The 16,697-nt window shown below is 43.7% G+C and carries 13 protein-coding genes; 11 read left to right on the top strand and 2 right to left on the bottom strand.

The genetic code is table 11. The features are described 5' to 3' along the window. Window positions 1-222 precede the first annotated feature (222 nt). From NO992_RS17970 to NO992_RS17945, 6 genes are all read left to right on the top strand, one after another. Window positions 223-2,019, top strand: coding sequence for a glycoside hydrolase family 3 protein (locus NO992_RS17970; RefSeq protein ID WP_371379572.1), 1,797 nt, complete (start codon window positions 223-225; stop codon window positions 2,017-2,019). 12 nt (window positions 2,020-2,031) lie between these two features. Then, a complete protein-coding gene (locus NO992_RS17965) occupies window positions 2,032-2,832 on the top strand; it encodes a D-glutamate cyclase family protein (RefSeq protein WP_371379569.1) in 801 nt (266 codons plus the stop codon). A 9-nt stretch (window positions 2,833-2,841) separates the two neighbouring features. Continuing rightward, a complete protein-coding gene (locus NO992_RS17960) occupies window positions 2,842-3,570 on the top strand; it encodes a 5-oxoprolinase subunit PxpA (protein WP_371379566.1) in 729 nt (242 codons plus the stop codon). Between the two features lie 62 nt (window positions 3,571-3,632). Next, the gene (locus NO992_RS17955) at window positions 3,633-4,166 is read left to right on the top strand and encodes a GNAT family N-acetyltransferase (RefSeq protein ID WP_371379563.1); all 534 of its coding nucleotides are present in this window, start codon (window positions 3,633-3,635) and stop codon (window positions 4,164-4,166) included. Next, window positions 4,163-4,699 (top strand): GNAT family N-acetyltransferase, encoded by a 537-nt coding sequence (locus NO992_RS17950; protein ID WP_371379560.1) that lies wholly within the window; start codon window positions 4,163-4,165, stop codon window positions 4,697-4,699. Before NO992_RS17955 ends, NO992_RS17950 begins: the two co-directional genes overlap by 4 nt. A gap of 108 nt (window positions 4,700-4,807) precedes the next feature. Beyond that, window positions 4,808-7,519: an Ig-like domain-containing protein gene (locus NO992_RS17945; protein ID WP_371379556.1), complete on the top strand. Its 2,712-nt coding sequence runs from the start codon at window positions 4,808-4,810 to the stop codon at window positions 7,517-7,519. A 110-nt stretch (window positions 7,520-7,629) separates the two neighbouring features. On the opposite strand, the gene NO992_RS17940 is transcribed toward NO992_RS17945, so the two are convergent. Next, window positions 7,630-8,043 carry a VOC family protein gene (locus NO992_RS17940; protein ID WP_371379551.1) on the bottom strand — a complete coding sequence of 138 codons (414 nt, stop codon included), beginning with the start codon at window positions 8,041-8,043 and terminating at the stop codon, window positions 7,630-7,632. Between the two features lie 166 nt (window positions 8,044-8,209). Between NO992_RS17940 and NO992_RS17935 the strand changes: the two genes are divergently transcribed. From NO992_RS17935 to NO992_RS17920, 4 genes are all read left to right on the top strand, one after another. Further along, the gene (locus NO992_RS17935; protein ID WP_371379548.1) at window positions 8,210-10,228 is read left to right on the top strand and encodes a prolyl oligopeptidase family serine peptidase; all 2,019 of its coding nucleotides are present in this window, start codon (window positions 8,210-8,212) and stop codon (window positions 10,226-10,228) included. Between the two features lie 102 nt (window positions 10,229-10,330). Then, window positions 10,331-11,104, top strand: a complete 774-nt coding sequence (locus tag NO992_RS17930) for a class I SAM-dependent methyltransferase (RefSeq protein WP_371379545.1) — start codon at window positions 10,331-10,333, stop codon at window positions 11,102-11,104. A 327-nt stretch (window positions 11,105-11,431) separates the two neighbouring features. After that, window positions 11,432-13,654, top strand: coding sequence for a catalase/peroxidase HPI (katG, locus tag NO992_RS17925; RefSeq protein ID WP_371379542.1), 2,223 nt, complete (start codon window positions 11,432-11,434; stop codon window positions 13,652-13,654). A 233-nt stretch (window positions 13,655-13,887) separates the two neighbouring features. After that, window positions 13,888-14,301: a hypothetical protein gene (locus NO992_RS17920; protein WP_010375706.1), complete on the top strand. Its 414-nt coding sequence runs from the start codon at window positions 13,888-13,890 to the stop codon at window positions 14,299-14,301. A gap of 232 nt (window positions 14,302-14,533) precedes the next feature. On the opposite strand, the gene NO992_RS17915 is transcribed toward NO992_RS17920, so the two are convergent. Beyond that, complete coding sequence (locus tag NO992_RS17915; RefSeq protein ID WP_371379539.1) at window positions 14,534-15,646, bottom strand: VarG family subclass B1-like metallo-beta-lactamase; 1,113 nt, start codon at window positions 15,644-15,646, stop codon at window positions 14,534-14,536. A gap of 111 nt (window positions 15,647-15,757) precedes the next feature. Here NO992_RS17915 and NO992_RS17910 point away from each other — a divergent pair, with 111 nt between their 5' ends. Beyond that, window positions 15,758-16,690: a LysR family transcriptional regulator gene (locus NO992_RS17910; protein ID WP_017218744.1), complete on the top strand. Its 933-nt coding sequence runs from the start codon at window positions 15,758-15,760 to the stop codon at window positions 16,688-16,690. Window positions 16,691-16,697 lie beyond the last annotated feature (7 nt).

The raw sequence follows: 16,697 nt of genomic DNA, 5'->3' as shown, positions 1-16,697 counted from the left end.
ATCGCCAGACTTACATAGAATGACTATGCTACGCTGGCTCTGCCTTGTATAAATACCAATCAAACTGCTGCAAAAACCAACTTGAAAGATCAACAGGTCCTAATAGAAAGCATTTTGTAGTCGCTTCTAAATCAGTGTTAAAGTGTAGGCAATTTTATTCAGCGTTTATTATTGATTGTGCGATTATTATCTCTGCTCACTACTTTAGGAACTATCACATTCATGAGTTTCATCACTTCAGCTCACGCAACAGCAGCACAAGTGCCACTGACCACTTCGCAAATGCTTGGACAAAAGCTTATGCTCGATTTCCGCTATTACTGCGGTGAAAGCAAAAGGCCAAGTGGAGATTGTAGAGCAGCGATGACAACTTTACCGCCTGAGCTGTCCGAATTAATTAGTAAATATGACATCGGTGGCGCTATTTTGTTCGCCGAAAATGTGCAAAACACCGCGCAAATCGTCAGTCTAACCAATGCTTTGCAAAGTGCGGCACAACAAAGTAAAAGTCAACTTCCTTTATTTATTGCCATCGATCAAGAAGGTGGCCGTGTTGCGCGAATAAATCGTGAACAAGCAACGTCATTTACCGGCAATATGAGTATTGGGGCAACCTATCCAAAACAGGCCGATACTTACGCAACCAAAGTGGCAAGCGCAATTGGAAAAGAGCTAAATAGCTTAGGGATCAACGTAAACTTCGCCCCAACGGTAGATGTGAACAGCAACCCGAACAATCCAGTGATCAATGTGCGTTCATTCTCGGAAAATCCCAAAGTGGTCGCCAAGTTAGGTCTTGCTCAGGTAAAAGCATTTGAGGCCGCAGGTGTTCTATCTGCGCTAAAGCATTTTCCTGGCCACGGTGATACACATGTTGATAGCCACACAGGATTGCCTCGTGTTGATCACGATCGCGACAAAATTAATCAGCAAGATTTATTGCCCTTTGCCGAGATAATCAAAGCATCGCCTCCTGGCATGATAATGACCGCCCATATTCAATATCCTGCGCTCGATAACAGTAAAGTCGTAAACTCCCAAGGTGAGAGCATGATAAGGCCTGCGACTATGTCCTATCAGATCATGACGCAACTACTCAGACACGAGTTGGGATACCGAGGCGTAACGGTCACCGATGCGCTAGATATGGCCGGGATCAGCGATTTTTTTAATCCAGTCGATGCGACGATTGAAACGTTCAATGCCGGAGTGGATATCGCGCTAATGCCTATTGCTATTCGCAATCGTACAGACATCAAACGCTTTGAGCAGTATATGTCTCAGTTAACTGAAGCACTTGATAAGAATAAACTAGATAAAGCGCAACTCAGTGATTCTATGACGCGTATCGCTAAGCTTAAGACAAAACTGCCGCAATCGAGCGCTTCTTTGGCCATTGCCAATTCAACACTGGGTAATCCAAGCCATCGTCGCTTAGAAGCAGAGCTTGCACTAGCGGCTATCACCGAAGTAAAAAATGATGGTGTATTGCCGCTCAGAGATAACGCACAAGTTGTTCACCTTATCATGCCTGACAGACAAAAATGTTTTGCACTGGAGCAAGCGTTACAAACATACAGCAAAAACTCGCTCACACTTTCTTGTACAAGCCTACAAGCCTACGACCCAAACATTGCACATGATGCAATTAAACAGGCCGACGTGATAATCGCCGCACATGCATCACCACCGCAAAGTGCGGTAGAAATTGGCGGCATGGACGATGTAAAAAAGTTACGAGAGCATGGGGTGGCGCGTAATGTACAACCTGAGGCGCTGAAAGCATTACTGCAATACGGTCAGAAACTGGGTAAAAAGCAGCTATTTATCAGCCTAAGAGCACCATACGAAATTAGTACCTTTGGCCCTCTTAGTAACGCAGTATTAGCAAGTTATGCTTATAATGTAGACGTAAATCATGATAAAAAAGTAGCTGGGCCTGCCTACACGGCGCTGGCCAAAGTGATTTTGGGAATAGCGAAAGCGGAAGGTTCACTGCCTGTTACAGTAAACCACTAATTGGAGGAATCTATGGATCCCAGTGCTTCTTTAAGTGCACCTCATGCAATAAGAAAAATGATCAAGGATGGTGATTATACGGGTCCTACTAAAGGGTTCGTGCCTGGGTTCACACAATGTAATGTGATTATTTTGCCACATAGCGAAGCATATTCATTCTTTCGCTTTTGTGAGAGTAATCAATCTGTTTGCAAGCTGATTATTCCGCCCAGCGAGCCGGGCAATTTCAACTTTGACACTTTAGGGAAAGATATAGACATTCGCTACCACCTCCCCAAGTATCAGATTTTAAAACATGGCCAGCTCGTTCAAGAATGCCATAATATAGAAGAGCACTGGCGCGACGACTTAGTTACCTTTGCTTTTGCCAGTTATCTTTCATTTGACAACTTACTCGCGCAGTATGGAATCAACCCGCCATCGGCGAATCCAACCACGCCTTTACCACTTTACATCAGTAATTTATCTTGCAACTCAGTAGATAAGTACGAGGCGAATCAAATATTGGCGATGCGCCCATTAACCAAGCTAAATCTTATTAGTGCCATTCAAGCGGCAACACTGAGCCGACTTCCCTATGCGTTGCCACTTCATTTTGGTGAGCCAAATGAGGTTGGGATCAAAGATCTTAGCAAGCCTAATTTTGGCGAGCCATTGATTTGTAAAGAGGGGCAGCTTCCGGTTTTTTGGGGTTCTAGCCTGACAGCTCAGTTAGCCATAGCAAAAGCGGCACCTGAGTTTTGTATTATGAATAGTCCACACCATTTATTAGTGACAGATAGACAAGATTTAGAGCTTGCAGTAACGAAGTAGGAAATAAGCATGTTATTAAATTGCGACTTGGGTGAAAGCTTTGGCGCTTGGAAAATGGGGTTAGACGAACACGTGATGCCACATATCGACATGGCCAATGTCGCTTGTGGTTTTCACGCAGGAGATCCTGATGTACTCGCGCAAACACTAAAGCTGGTCAACACGCATCAAGTGACGCTTGGCGCACATCCAAGCTATCCAGACCGCCAAGGGTTTGGCCGCCGCTCAATGCAGCTCTCAGAGCAAGAGATCATCAACGCCTTACATTACCAAATTGCCGCAATTGAAGGGATGGCAAAGGTGCAAGGCTTAACACTAAATTATGTAAAACCACACGGTGCGCTTTACAACGATATGATGAAGTCACAAAGGATATTAAGCTGTGTTATCAAGGCCATTTCACACTATCCAAGTGAGCTTAAGTTGATGGTGCTAGCCACTGCGCAACAAGCAAGTCACCAACAACTCGCCGACGACTATAAAGTATCACTGATTTTTGAAGCCTTTGCCGATAGATTGTACACCGATGAAGGCTTACTTACTCCCCGTTCTGAAGCGGGCGCAGTGCATGACAAATCAGCGCTACTTGCGCAAGTTAAGCAATTACACCAGCAAGGCAGTGTCACGACTGCAAGTGGGAAGTCACTTTCCTTGCGCGCCGATACCTTATGTGTTCACGGTGACAATGAGGCGAGCATTGCCTTAATTGAAGAAATAAGAAACGTGATAAATCAATAATTTGTGATAGTCTGGCCGTACATGTTTAATAAGTGAAAGTTAACAAAGCGAAAGGACTTTACATGCAGCTCACAACAGAAAGACTTACCTTAAGACCCATACTTAATACAGATTGGCCGCTTTGGTTAGAACTTCATCAACAACCAGATGTCATGCGTTTCGTCGGTGAAATTACCGATGAAGCTACGCTGCGTGATAAATTTAACCATGGTTTAAGCGCCGGACTTGGGCAGTGGAACAAAGAAGATAACACTTGGCTCACCTTAGTGATTGAAGAAACGGCCACAGCGACCCCAATCGGGCTACACGGATTTTTAAGTATGTGGACACCGTTTCAACAGGCCGAGTTAGGTTTTATGCTCTCTCCCGAATTTCAAGGAAAGGGTTACGCCTTTGAAGCGTCTAGAGCAGTCATTGATTTTGCCTTGCACGAATGTAATTACCACAAGCTCATCGCCACCGTTACCCAAGGAAATCATGCCTCTCACCATCTACTCAAAAAACTAGGATTTGAGCTTGAAGGCACGCTAAAACATAACTTTCAAATTAACGGCAAGTGGGTAAATGACGAGAAGTTTGGGTTACTGAGGATATGATCCGTACAGCGAGAACAAAACTTGTTGCACTCACTTCAGTGTATGCAGAGAGGCTTTTCACTTATCACTTAGAGAATCGCGATTACTTTGCACCGTGGGAGCCGTCTCGACCAGAAAGCTACTACTCAATGGACTATTGGTTGGGTCATGCAGAGCAAGCCGAACATGCCGCACGATCCGATACCGCTTATCACTTTATTGCGTTATTGCCAGAACGGCCTCAGATAGCTGGGCTATGTAGCTTCACCCAAGTTGCACGAGGTCCGTTTCAAGCTTGTTATTTAGGCTATTCCATAGCATCACAATTTGCGGGTCAAGGCTATATGACCGAGATCTTAGAAGCTGCAATCTCACATATGTTCGATCAGCGAAACATGCATAGGATCATGGCAAATTATATGCCTAGCAACGTGGCAAGCGCGAGAGTGTTGCAAAAACTAGGCTTTGAACAAGAAGGCTATGCTAAGCAATATCTGCGCATTGCTGGAAAATGGGAAGATCATGTTTTAACAGCCAAGCTAAGAGCAGAATAAACCCCGCGTTGACTATTTTTACATTCATTAACACCAACCTCTGTACTTAAAGACCCTAAAAAGGGTAAGTTTTTAGTAAGTATATTGTAACAATCAGAGAAAATAATAATGAATAAAAAAATATTTCAACTCTCTTTAATCAGCTTAGGGTTAGTACATCTGAGTGCTTGTGACCTTTTTGGTGGTGATGATAAGAATACTCCACCAGAAATCGTAACCGCAATCGAAGCAAGTATTGGGGAGCGGAGCTTCCTAAGTGGTGGGGTGACAATTTCAGACAGTGATGGATCAATTTCGTCTCGCACTATAAAACAAACTTCAGGGCCAGACGTCATCGATCTTACCTTGGGCGATTCTAGCCTTTCTTTTACTGCACCAGAAGTCACTGAAGATACCAAAGTAGCCTTCTTGATAACTGCTACAGATGATGACGGTGATAACACAGAAAAAGAAGTTTCTGTCACCATCAAACAAATAAATAGAGCCCCTCTAATTACCGGTTCAGAACACAGTCTTGAATATAACAACACCTTAGAATTTACTTTAGATGTAAAAGATGAAGATGGCGATGCACTGGAGGTCACTTTCGAGCCAGCACTTTCGGGTGTTGTTGAATTAATTAATGCAACAACGCAGACATACAGCTATACCCCAACGCATAACAACATAACTAAAGAGATTTTGCACTTCGGCGTGAGCGATGGCGACCTCACAAACTCTGCAGAAGTTCAGATAGAAATTATCGATACATCAGCACCACGACTAATGACAAGTTTGCCAGAGTCCTCAGCGACTCGGGTTAGCTTAACAGGTGAGATCCAGTTGCACTTTGACGACAATATGTCCGCGTCTTGGTCAAGTGAAATAGGTACTTCAGAGTGTAATGGTGCAATTCATCTAAGAGAATCTGGTAATCAAACTTGCGTAGAATTTTCAGTAGGACAAACACAGCAAGAAGATGGATACGCTTTTGCTATAACACCAATGGAGTCCCTTAAAGCAGGCACTGAATATGAATTAACCATCTCAGAAACGGTGACCAACTTTTATGGAACTGCCATCGCACAAGCTGAAAAGCTTACTTTTGTTACTGGACAGAAAGATTTACTTATCACCGAGATTTCATCGTCTAGGTATATCGATGATAACCGCTGGGTAGAAATCTACAACGGTACAGACGAAACTATCGATTTGAGTAATTATCAACTCGTTGCCGAAAGCATCGAGTTGGAAAACTACAATGATGGCGGCACTAAAGTCTTTCCGTTGAAGTCACAGCTACTTGAACCGGGCGAATATATCGTAGTGCAAAATGAACATGGACCTCAAACATGGCAGCGCAGCGTGACAAGCTCTAATCAGTTGATGCTAGTCGGCGATGGACAGTTTGCGCCAGCATGGTATATATCTGGGTATGTCGAATTACAAAACAAGCAAGGTGAAACGGTTGATTTTGTCCGTTTTGGCGAAAGTGATAAAGCACCAGCAACGCCTTCAGAATGGCAAGAAAGTGCCGAGTTATTACCAGTTTCAAATCAACTAGGTCAAAGCCTTGTTAGAACAAGCCTATTAACAGATACCAATTCGATTAGCGATTGGCAATCTGCCGCCTTTTTTACACCTGGCGGCAATAATGATGTGCTCTGTGATAAAGATGAGGACTTAGATGGAATCCCTGATTGTTCAGAGCAACCTGGTGGCACATTCGCAGGCCTACCTTTATACGAATGGGGGGCAAGAGCCGGCGTCAGAGATATTTTCATAGAAGTTGACTATATGGAAAGTAATGATGCAGGTATTACGCCTCACAAACCCGCACTCGACAAAGTAAAAGCGGCGTTTGCTGCTCAAGATATCGCAGTGCATTTTGACGTGGGTAATTTGTATCACCAAACAGAAGGCTTATCACCTGAACAACATGATTTGGGTGGCGGCGAGCAGATCCCCTTTGTACAAACCACAACCTTTGCAAGTTCAGAGCAAGCGCCGAGTATTCTTGATCACAAAGCCAAGCATTTTGACCTTAAACGCCGGCCAATTTTTCACTATATGCTGATGGCAAACAGCCAAAAAGAAGATGGTAGTCAAGGTTCATCCGGTTTGGCTGAGCTTTTTGGGAATGACTTGATAATTTCACTTGGTAACTGGGGGCTCAATGTTGACTCAGAAATCGCCGCAAATGTGACTTACAGCTATCAAGCCGGCACCATTATGCACGAATTAGGTCACAACCTTGGTTTGTATCATGGCGGCAATGAAAATGTAAACTTCAAACCAAACCATGTGAGTGTGATGAACTACCTATATCAACTCGATGGCTTGGCAACGGTTGGTAATAAAGAAGGGGATCGGTATTTAAGTCGATGGTTTTATAGCAACGAAAACTGCTTCTCTAGGGGAACGGCGCTCGTTAACAGCCCAACTGAGGGCCTAGAACACTTTATTATTGACTACTCTCATGGTCATAATAAGCCAATAGACGAAGCGAATATTGATGAATCAAAAGGACTAAACAACGATAAATCCGAGGCTGTCGACTTTGACTGTAATGGCAGTAGCTCTGATCTACTGACGAACTTTGACCTCAACGGTGATAACGAAAATACCTCTGTACTCAATGACTATGATGAGTGGTCAAGCCTGATACTCAACTTTGCGCAATTTTGGAGTGGCGCCAACAGTGGTCATGTAAAGCAAAACATGGAGTCTCGACCGCAAAAATCCATCATGCACAGTGATAGACAAGCGGTACAGGAAGAAAGCGAACCATCACCAGCGGTATTTGAGCAAATTAAACGCTGGTCAAACTATCAAAACTAAATAATTTCAGGTTAAAGCGCCTAAAACTAAAATAGCCGCAAGGAGCAGTGAGCGCCTTCGTGGCTATTTTCTCTATAAACTCTCGACTAACTGGATGCTCTATTTGGTCTTCAATCACTATTACGCTCAGAAGGCAGATCACTCATATATTCCACAAACTCAATTTCGTATCCGGCTGGATCAATAAAGTAAACGTTTTTTCGGTGTGGATGCTGCGCTCCGACTTTATCGACCGCATAACCCGCTTCGGTTAGCCTATTAACGACAGACTCGATACCTTGAACCACATAGGCAAAATGTGCCAAGCCGACTTGGTGACCTTCGAGTGCTCTGTTGTGACCCTCACCGTGATCGCTAAACGCTATATAATGATAGTCATCGCCAAAATGCAGCCATGTTCGTGCTTTGCCGTACCACTCGCCTTGCCCTTTGCTTCTAACTTTCCAGTGAGGAAATGCGGCGCGATAAAAGTGAAGAACTTCTTCTAGGTCGCTAACTACCAAATTTACGTGTTCTAAGTACATATCATCCTCTTCATTACAAATTTCGCTAACTGGTGGCAACGATAAAACCGCAAGCTAAGTTGAGGTAAAGCACTTTTTTATGGATTTTTAATTTGTTCACCGCAAAGAGTTGATTAAGCTGCAATATGGCGCATAGTGGAAATGATAATTAGAAACAGGATGAGTCATGAAATACTTTCTAGCAGGCGTCGCTATTGCAAGCTCAGCTTGCGCTGTGCAAGCCGCATCGCTTGAGCCAACCGATATATTTAATCTTGAATATGCTAATCAAATTGACATCACCAATGACGGTGACAAAGTCTTCTTCGTGCGCAACCGCATGGATATCAAAAGTGATAGAAAAGTCGGTAATATCTGGTCTGTAGACCTTGCTACCAATGCAATGCAGCCCGTTACCTCTGGATTGCACATGGACTATTCTCCTGTGCTGTCGCCTAGTAATGATCGCATCGCTTTTGTTTCTACTCGCGACGGTAGCAGCCAAATTTATGTGAAATGGTTAGCAACCGGTGCCATTGCCAAGATCAGCAATTTAGCCCATGGACCATCAGGACTACATTGGTCACCAGATGGTAAAAGCTTATACTTTAGCCAGTTTGTTCCCAGCCAAAAGGCACCACCGGTATCTGTTACAGGGAAACCCAAAGGGGCAGAATGGGCAAAACCACCCGTATTTATCGATGAGGTATACTATCGCGCCGACGGTGCTGGTTATACCGAACCGGGCTTTAATCATATTTTCAAAATTGACGCCAATGGTGGCAATGCAAAACAGTTAACCTCAGGCAACTTTGATCATGGCGGCGAACTGAGTTTTGCTGATGACGCAAAGACACTGTATTTTTCGGCTAATCGCCACAAGGATAACCAGTTAAACCCAACCAACAGCGAAGTCTATAAGCTAGACCTAAACTCGCTTGAAATCACAGCGGTAACTGACCGAGTTGGCCCAGATAATCACCCTGAGGTGTCACCTAATGGCCGCTATCTGGCTTACCTTGGTTATGATGATAAAAAAACCAATTACGAGAATAGCCTACTCTATGTCAAAGATCTCAAATCAGGCGAAACCAAAACCTATGCAGCCGATTTAGATAGAAGCCTTGCCTCTATCACTTGGGCCGCCAACAGCCGTGGCGTCTATGTAAGTTACGACAGTGAAGGGAAAACCACACTTGGCTACCAGCCGTTAAAAGGGCGTTTTGAGCAGATAACGGATGCCATTGGTAGTGTTAGTTTTGGTCGCCCCTATTCAGGTGGTGACTATGCCATCAGCGATCGTGGATTAGTAGCTTTTACACTCGCAGATACCCAGCGCCCTGCCGATGTTGCAATCGTAAAACGCGGCGAGCCAAGACCAATTACAAAGCTTAACGAAGATGCACTTGGCGATAAAACACTGGCAAAAGTTGAAGAAGTTTGGCTAAAGTCGAAACATGATCAACTGCCAATTCAAGCTTGGGTCGCCTACCCTCCCGGGTTCGATAAATCTAAAAAGTATCCGCTCGTACTTGAGATCCACGGTGGCCCAGTTGCAAACTACGGCCCACATTTTAGCGCCGAAGTACAACTTTTTGCCGCCCAAGGCAGCGTGGTGCTTTACATGAATCCACGGGGCAGCGATTCCTACGGCAAAGAGTTTGCCCAAACTATCCACCACAACTACCCAAGTCATGACTTTGATGACCTAATGACAGGTGTGGATCATCTGATCGGCGAAGGCTATATAGACAAAGACCGCTTGTTTGTTACGGGCGGTTCAGGTGGTGGCGTACTCACCGCGTGGACGGTCGGTCACACGGATAGATTCGCAGCAGCAGTCGTAGCAAAGCCGGTGATCAACTGGTATAGCTTTGTATTAACAGCAGATTTCTATCCATTTTTTGCGGACTACTGGTTCCCAGGAAAACCATGGGAGCACATGGAACATTATATGAAACGCTCGCCTATTAGCTATGTGGGTAATGTAAAAACCCCAACTATGCTACTGACAGGTGAAGCGGATTATCGTACGCCAATCTCAGAAACTGAGCAGTATTATCAAGCGCTTAAGCTACAAGGTGTAGAAACAGCTATGGTCAGAATTCCAGATGCCTCACACGGAATTACCAAAAGGCCATCCAACCTGCTAAACAAAGTGGCTTATATTCAGTGGTGGTTCGACAAACACGATCCGAAGAAATAAACGGGATCCCAACTAAGCCGGGGCAGTCTTGCCTCGGTTTATTTACTAATTTATCTAACTTGTTTATTGTTAAAGAAAATCCACAAAAATAGGGAATTCAATATGGATTATGTCTCTCTCAATCGTGCGGCATGGGAAGAACGAGCCAAGGCACATTTTGACTCTGAGTTTTATGACGTCAATCGCTTTTTGCAAGGTACCTCTTCGCTCAATCCCATTGAATGTGAGCTACTTGGTGATGTATCAGGCAAGAGTCTGCTTCACCTACAATGTCACTTCGGCTTAGATAGCCTATCATTCGCAAGGCTGGGGGCTAAGGTAACTGGTGTCGACTTTTCGACAGAAGCCATAACCCGAGCAAATACATTGGCTCAACAAACTGGGCTTAATGCCAGTTTTATCTGTCTGGATATCGCGCAATTTGGGCTTGAGAATACCACACAATTCGACATTGTCTTTGCATCCTATGGCACCATCTGCTGGTTGCAAGATTTATCTCAATGGGCTGCCACTATTGCCCGTGCATTAAAGCCCGGCGGTCAGTTTTGTCTCGTGGAGTTTCACCCCAGTATTGACCTTCATTTAGGTTACCCTTACTTCCCACAAACTCAGCCGGATATTAGCGAAGAATCAACCTATACTGAGAACCACCAAGATAGCAAACAAACCATTGCGACTTGGCCACACTCAATCGCCGAAGTGATGCAGTCCTTAATGCAAACAGGTCTTACAATTACCCACTTCGATGAGCACCCTTATAGTCCATATAACTGCTTTGAAGGTTTAGAGGCGGTGTCTGGACAAGGCTTTCAATTATTGAATAAAGGGCATCAAGTACCATTGCTATTTTCAATATTGGCGAATAAAGCGGAGTAGAACTCACTACTCCGACATCTTTATTTTATATCCAATACAATCACGAGACTTTTTTGCACAATCTTTGCGCACCTAGCTAGCTACCAAAATTCAATATGATCTTACAAGCTTTCTGTTTTAAGCTAATTATTGCAAAATACTAAATTAAAGTTTTACTTCAAAAATATTCCCGCTATAGGAAAAATATAACATCTTGATAAATATCATTTTTTATCGATTTATTTTTCCGAACATACCAATTTGTTTTTCTGGATTTTCTCTTTTTAATTTGTGAACTAAAGTTTAACACGCAGTTTGAGACACACTTTAATTACGAGGGAAAACCCCATGAATAGAAAATCTAGAACGATGTTGTCTGCCGTAGCGCTCGCAGTAACAACAACGCTATCAGCCCCGAGCTTTGCTGCAATGAGTGAAGCAAAAACCAACCAATTTTGGTGGCCAGAACAACTAAACCTAAGCCCATTAAGACAACACAGCCCAGAATCCAACCCTTACGGCGCAAACTTTGATTATGCAGCTGAATTCAATAAATTAGATCTTAAGCAAGTCAAAAAAGACATTGAGCAAACACTCACCGATTCACAAGACTGGTGGCCTGCCGACTGGGGACATTATGGTCCGTTTATGATCCGTATGGCATGGCATAGCGCTGGGGTCTATCGTGTACACGATGGCCGTGGTGGCTCGGCAGGTGGCCAACAACGTTTCGATCCGTTAAACAGCTGGCCTGATAATGCAAACTTAGACAAAGCAAGACGATTATTATGGCCGATTAAACAAAAGTACGGTCGTAGCCTATCGTGGGCAGACCTAATGGTCTTAGCGGGCAACGTTGCGCTTGAGTCAATGGGCTTTAAGACCTTTGGTTTCGCCGGTGGCCGTCAAGACGATTGGGAGCCAGATTTAGTTTATTGGGGTCCAGAAGATGCTTTCTTAAAAGACGAGCGTCGTGACAAGAAAGGCAAACTAAAGGGCCCATTAGCAGCCGTTGAAATGGGACTTATTTATGTCAACCCTGAAGGCCCACACGGTAAACCAGATCCATTACTTGCCGCGAAAGACATTCGCATGTCATTTGGTCGCATGGCCATGAACGACGAAGAAGTGGTCGCTCTTATCGCGGGTGGTCACACCTTTGGTAAAGCACATGGCGCGAAAAAGCCATCTGATTGTGTGGGTAAAGAACCAGCCGCTGCAGAGATTGAAGCACAAGGCCTAGGCTGGAAAAATAAATGCGGCACGGGTAAAGGTGCAGACACCACAACAAGTGGTTTAGAAGGTGCTTGGACGGTCACACCAACTCAGTGGTCAACCAATTATCTCGACAACCTAATGAACTTCAATTGGGTAATGACAAAAAGCCCAGCTGGTGCGACTCAGTGGATCCCAGATAACAAAGCTGCGGCAAACCTAGTACCAGACGCCCACATTGAAGGTAAACGCCATGCACCGATAATGTTCACCACAGATTTGGCATTAAAATTTGACCCTGAATATCGTAAGGTCATTGAACGCTTCCGCAAAGATCCAAAGCAATATGAATTGGCGTTCGCGAAAGCTTGGTTCAAATTGACTCACCGTGATATGGGCCCAAGAGCCCGTTATGTAGGTTCGGAAGTACCGAGCGAAGTACTTACTTGGCAAGATCCAATTCCAAAAGCAGACTATAAGATGATTGATAGTAAGGACATAAATGCCCTGAAAAAATCAATCTTGAACTCAGGTCTAACAAAGCAAGAACTGATCAGAACAGCATGGTCGGCAGCATCTAGCCACCGTGTTACTGATATGCGTGGTGGTGCTAACGGTGGCCGTTTACGCCTTGAGCCTCAGATAAGTTGGGAGATAAACAACCCTGACGAGGTAAACAAAGTGCTAGCTACATTGACGGACATTCAAACCCGCTTTAATAAGCGCGCTGGCAAAAAAGCAGTCTCTATTGCCGACTTGATTGTGTTAGGTGGTTCTGCAGCAGTTGAAAAAGCTGCAAACGACGCAGGCTACAAAGTAAATGTAGCGTTTAAACCAGGCCGTACCGATGCCTCACAAGCACAAACGGACGTCTTATCATTTAGCTACCTTGAGCCAAAGGCAGACGCGTTCCGTAACTATTACAGTGATGAGGCGTTTATGTCACCAACTGAAATGTTAGTAGACAAAGCCAATATGCTGGACCTATCTGTACCTGAGATGACAGTACTATTAGGCGGCCTACGTAGCTTAGACGCAAACTACAAAGGTGCAGAGCACGGTGTATTTACTGACAAACCAGGTCAGTTGAGCAACGACTTCTTTGTTAACCTGCTAGATATGTCGACTAAATGGTCAAAGGTAGAAGGTCAAGAAGGCCTATACGAAGGCCGTGACCGTAAAACTGGAGAGATAAAATGGACGGCAACACCAGTTGATTTAATCTTTGGTTCTAACTCTGAGCTTCGCGCAATTACCGAAGTCTATGCATCGGACGATGCCAAACAGAAGTTTGTAGACGATTTTATCGCCGCTTGGGTGAAGGTAATGCAACTAGACCGCTTTGACTTAAAATAAACCAATTAAGTAGAGCAAACAGGGCCTAATTTCGGCCCTGTTTTTTATTCGTGCTGCAAACCTTTCAAGGTCAAAGTCAGCTCTCAGATTATAAAGGTTTGATTTGTACTGCTGCCACGGCTATGCGCTAGGCAAAGTTAGTAAGTGGTTAGTAAACAATTCCTTCTATCAAACTCTAGTTTTCAAGGTCTCTGCCGATAACAGTTCACCTGCAGTAAACCAATTAATTTTGTATGAACACCTCTCCTAAAGTTAGTACTTTATCAACGCAAAACAGCGAATATAAAATTGAAGCAAATAAAGTAGGATACAAATTAACTTCAACTGAGCTAAATAGGCTTTCTGGCCGTGAAGCAACAGAAAAAGCTGAACAAGATAAAAGAAGTGAGTTACCAAGTCATATTCAAAAAATGGTTGAGCAGTTAGAAAAGCTTAAAGAACTTTTAGAACAGGCAAAGAAGCAACTTGAAAAGTTAAAAGCTCAAACAAACCAAGATGACGAAACTCTCAAAGCACAAATAGAATTGCAACATCAAATGGTAGCTCAGTTACAAATGCAAATGATGACCCTAAGTAAAGAGATCGGGGAAGCAATGAAAGAGGCTGATATCAGCGACCCGGGAGTTTTACTGTCAGTGCTAATCTGAACTGGTACAGCAAATATGGATGATAGTTTATCTGGCCGACCTTGAAATAGTTGGCTTTATACAATAGTTAAAGAGCCAATTCTCCAATGGCTGGTGGTAAATAGATTTTATATGCACTTATTTTATTCAGTTTTTAGTTTGTTACAAACGTGGATGTCAATTCAGCTAGGTTCTTCAATTTAGTTGGTGCAGAAAAAATCGGCGCTTAGCGCGCCGTGTGACCGGAGTGAACTTAATGATCGATCATATCAGCTAAAATTATGGCTGCGTGGGTTTCCACCGCGCCAGAATCGAAACCATACATATGCCCATATTTGTTCGCTAGTTCGGAATGCACATTGTTGACGATCTCTTCTTGCCAGCGTTTGAACCAAATGAAGTGGTTGCCGTCACTAAAAATTGGGGTGTAGGGTGCAACTTCTAATTGTTTACCGACTTCAGTTCTAACATCAGCAATGTATTCCAGCAGATCTTTTACGTCCTTTTTTGAGCCTATATTGCCATGACCGCCGTTAATAAAGTTCCAGTGCTTACTGAGGGGTTTCCTCAGAAGATTTTGTAGATCCACTTCGTAACCATGGAAATCTTCCGCTCCCGCGAAATTGTAAAACGGCAGCTGATCAGGGTTAATCATGTCGGCGAAATGCAGCACGCGATCGCTTGGAATTAGAATCATCGTGTTATCCGGTGTATGACCAGAACCTTCTGGTGCCATCATCTTCAGCCTTATTGAGCCAAATTTGACCGTTCTAGCTCTTTTCAAATCGTACACTTCATTTGGTGCTGGAACTTTAGGGGTTCTTACACCGTTTTCGTCCAATTCTGCGTGGAGGTTGATCTTGTCAGCAACGGTTTGACTAGCGATAACACGGACATGCCCCACCCTTGGATAACTTTTCTTAATTAAGTCAATTAGTTGATTACCTCCTCCGACATGATCTAGGTGATAATGAGAATACATAATAGCAGTGATCGGCTTATTGGTGATGGATTGAATACCTCGAAAAAGCGCATCAATGCGGCCATCACCAAGAGGGTCAATCAGCAACACCGAGTCTTTGGACACCACAACGGTAGCATTGTAGTAATTTACTCCGATCCAGTAGGTATTTTTACCCAATTTTTGCACCGTGAATTTACTGTCATCAAACTGGCGTTCATAAAGGTTATTGATTTTTTGGCCGATTTTCAGCGAGTGCTTTGTTGATGGTTCGACTTCGGTTTGAACCGTTTCACCAGGGAATAAAATCGCGTGCTGGTTATTATGGTCATGGCCTTTCGCACTGACATTAAAAGCAAACACTGCAGCAGCAATAGGGATTAAAGCTAAGGTGGATAGTTTCATTTTTCTCTCCTCAATAAGATGAAAAAAAGATAAAACAAAAACAAACATATCAAAAATGCATGTTTGTTATAGTATGTAGATCATTTACGCATAATTTTATACGGTGATGGCATGGGTGTACCTGAGTTAAATCTACGTAGTATTGACTTAAATCTGTTAACGATCTTAGAGAAGGTGTTGATCCACAAGCATATTAGTCAAGCCGCTCAAGCATTAAACATGAGCCAGCCAGCAGTGAGCCGAGCCCTGATGCGCTTGCGTAAGCAATTTGCTGATCCATTATTGGTAAAGGTGAAAAATGAGTACCGTTTAACTGCAAAAGGTGAGCGCCTTCGTAGCGAACTTGAGCTATCACTTACTACTATTCGTCATATGTTGGTGGATGACGAGTTTGATCCCCTGCAATACTCAGGCGTATTCACTATAGGGGCGCTGGATTTCGAAATGATGATGATAGTGCCGAAATTGTTAGCGCGTTTTCAACAGCGTGCTCCAAATTTGAAATTACAAATTGTGTCTTATAACTCGTTTATACCGCTTCATGACTACTTGGAAAAGGTGGCGGATTTATTACTGTACTCCACAGATGAGACACCCACCAACGTATTTAAACAGCGCTTATTTAATGATAATTATGCCATCGTAATGTGTTGTCAGCATAAATGGGCTCATCAGCCTATGACGTTAACCCGTTATTGCCAGAGCCGACATCTCATCATTTCTGGTAATGGCTTGTGCAAAACGGATATGGATCATGAGCTGAAAAGGTTGGATGCTCAGCGAGAAGTAGTGGCATCTTTACCACATTTTTCGATGGTGCCGGAGTTATTGATTAACACGGATCTGATTGCCACATTACCAAAACGTCTGGTCACTCATTTAAGTAGACGTTATGACATCACGGTGGCCGATTTACCGTTTCACACTGCCGATTTTCAAGTTGAACAATTTTGGCATCTCATTCATCACAATAGTCCAATCCACCAGTGGGTGAGGCAGGAAATAAAAAGCTTGGTGGATGAAGAAATCGGTGAAGCGGTGTAAGTCCACT

Source organism: Pseudoalteromonas sp. DY56-GL79 (assembly GCF_041414765.1).
GTDB lineage: Bacteria > Pseudomonadota > Gammaproteobacteria > Enterobacterales > Alteromonadaceae > Pseudoalteromonas > Pseudoalteromonas piscicida.
The sequence above is the reverse complement of the archived record's forward strand: the minus strand, read 5'-3'. Positions and strand labels throughout refer to the sequence as shown.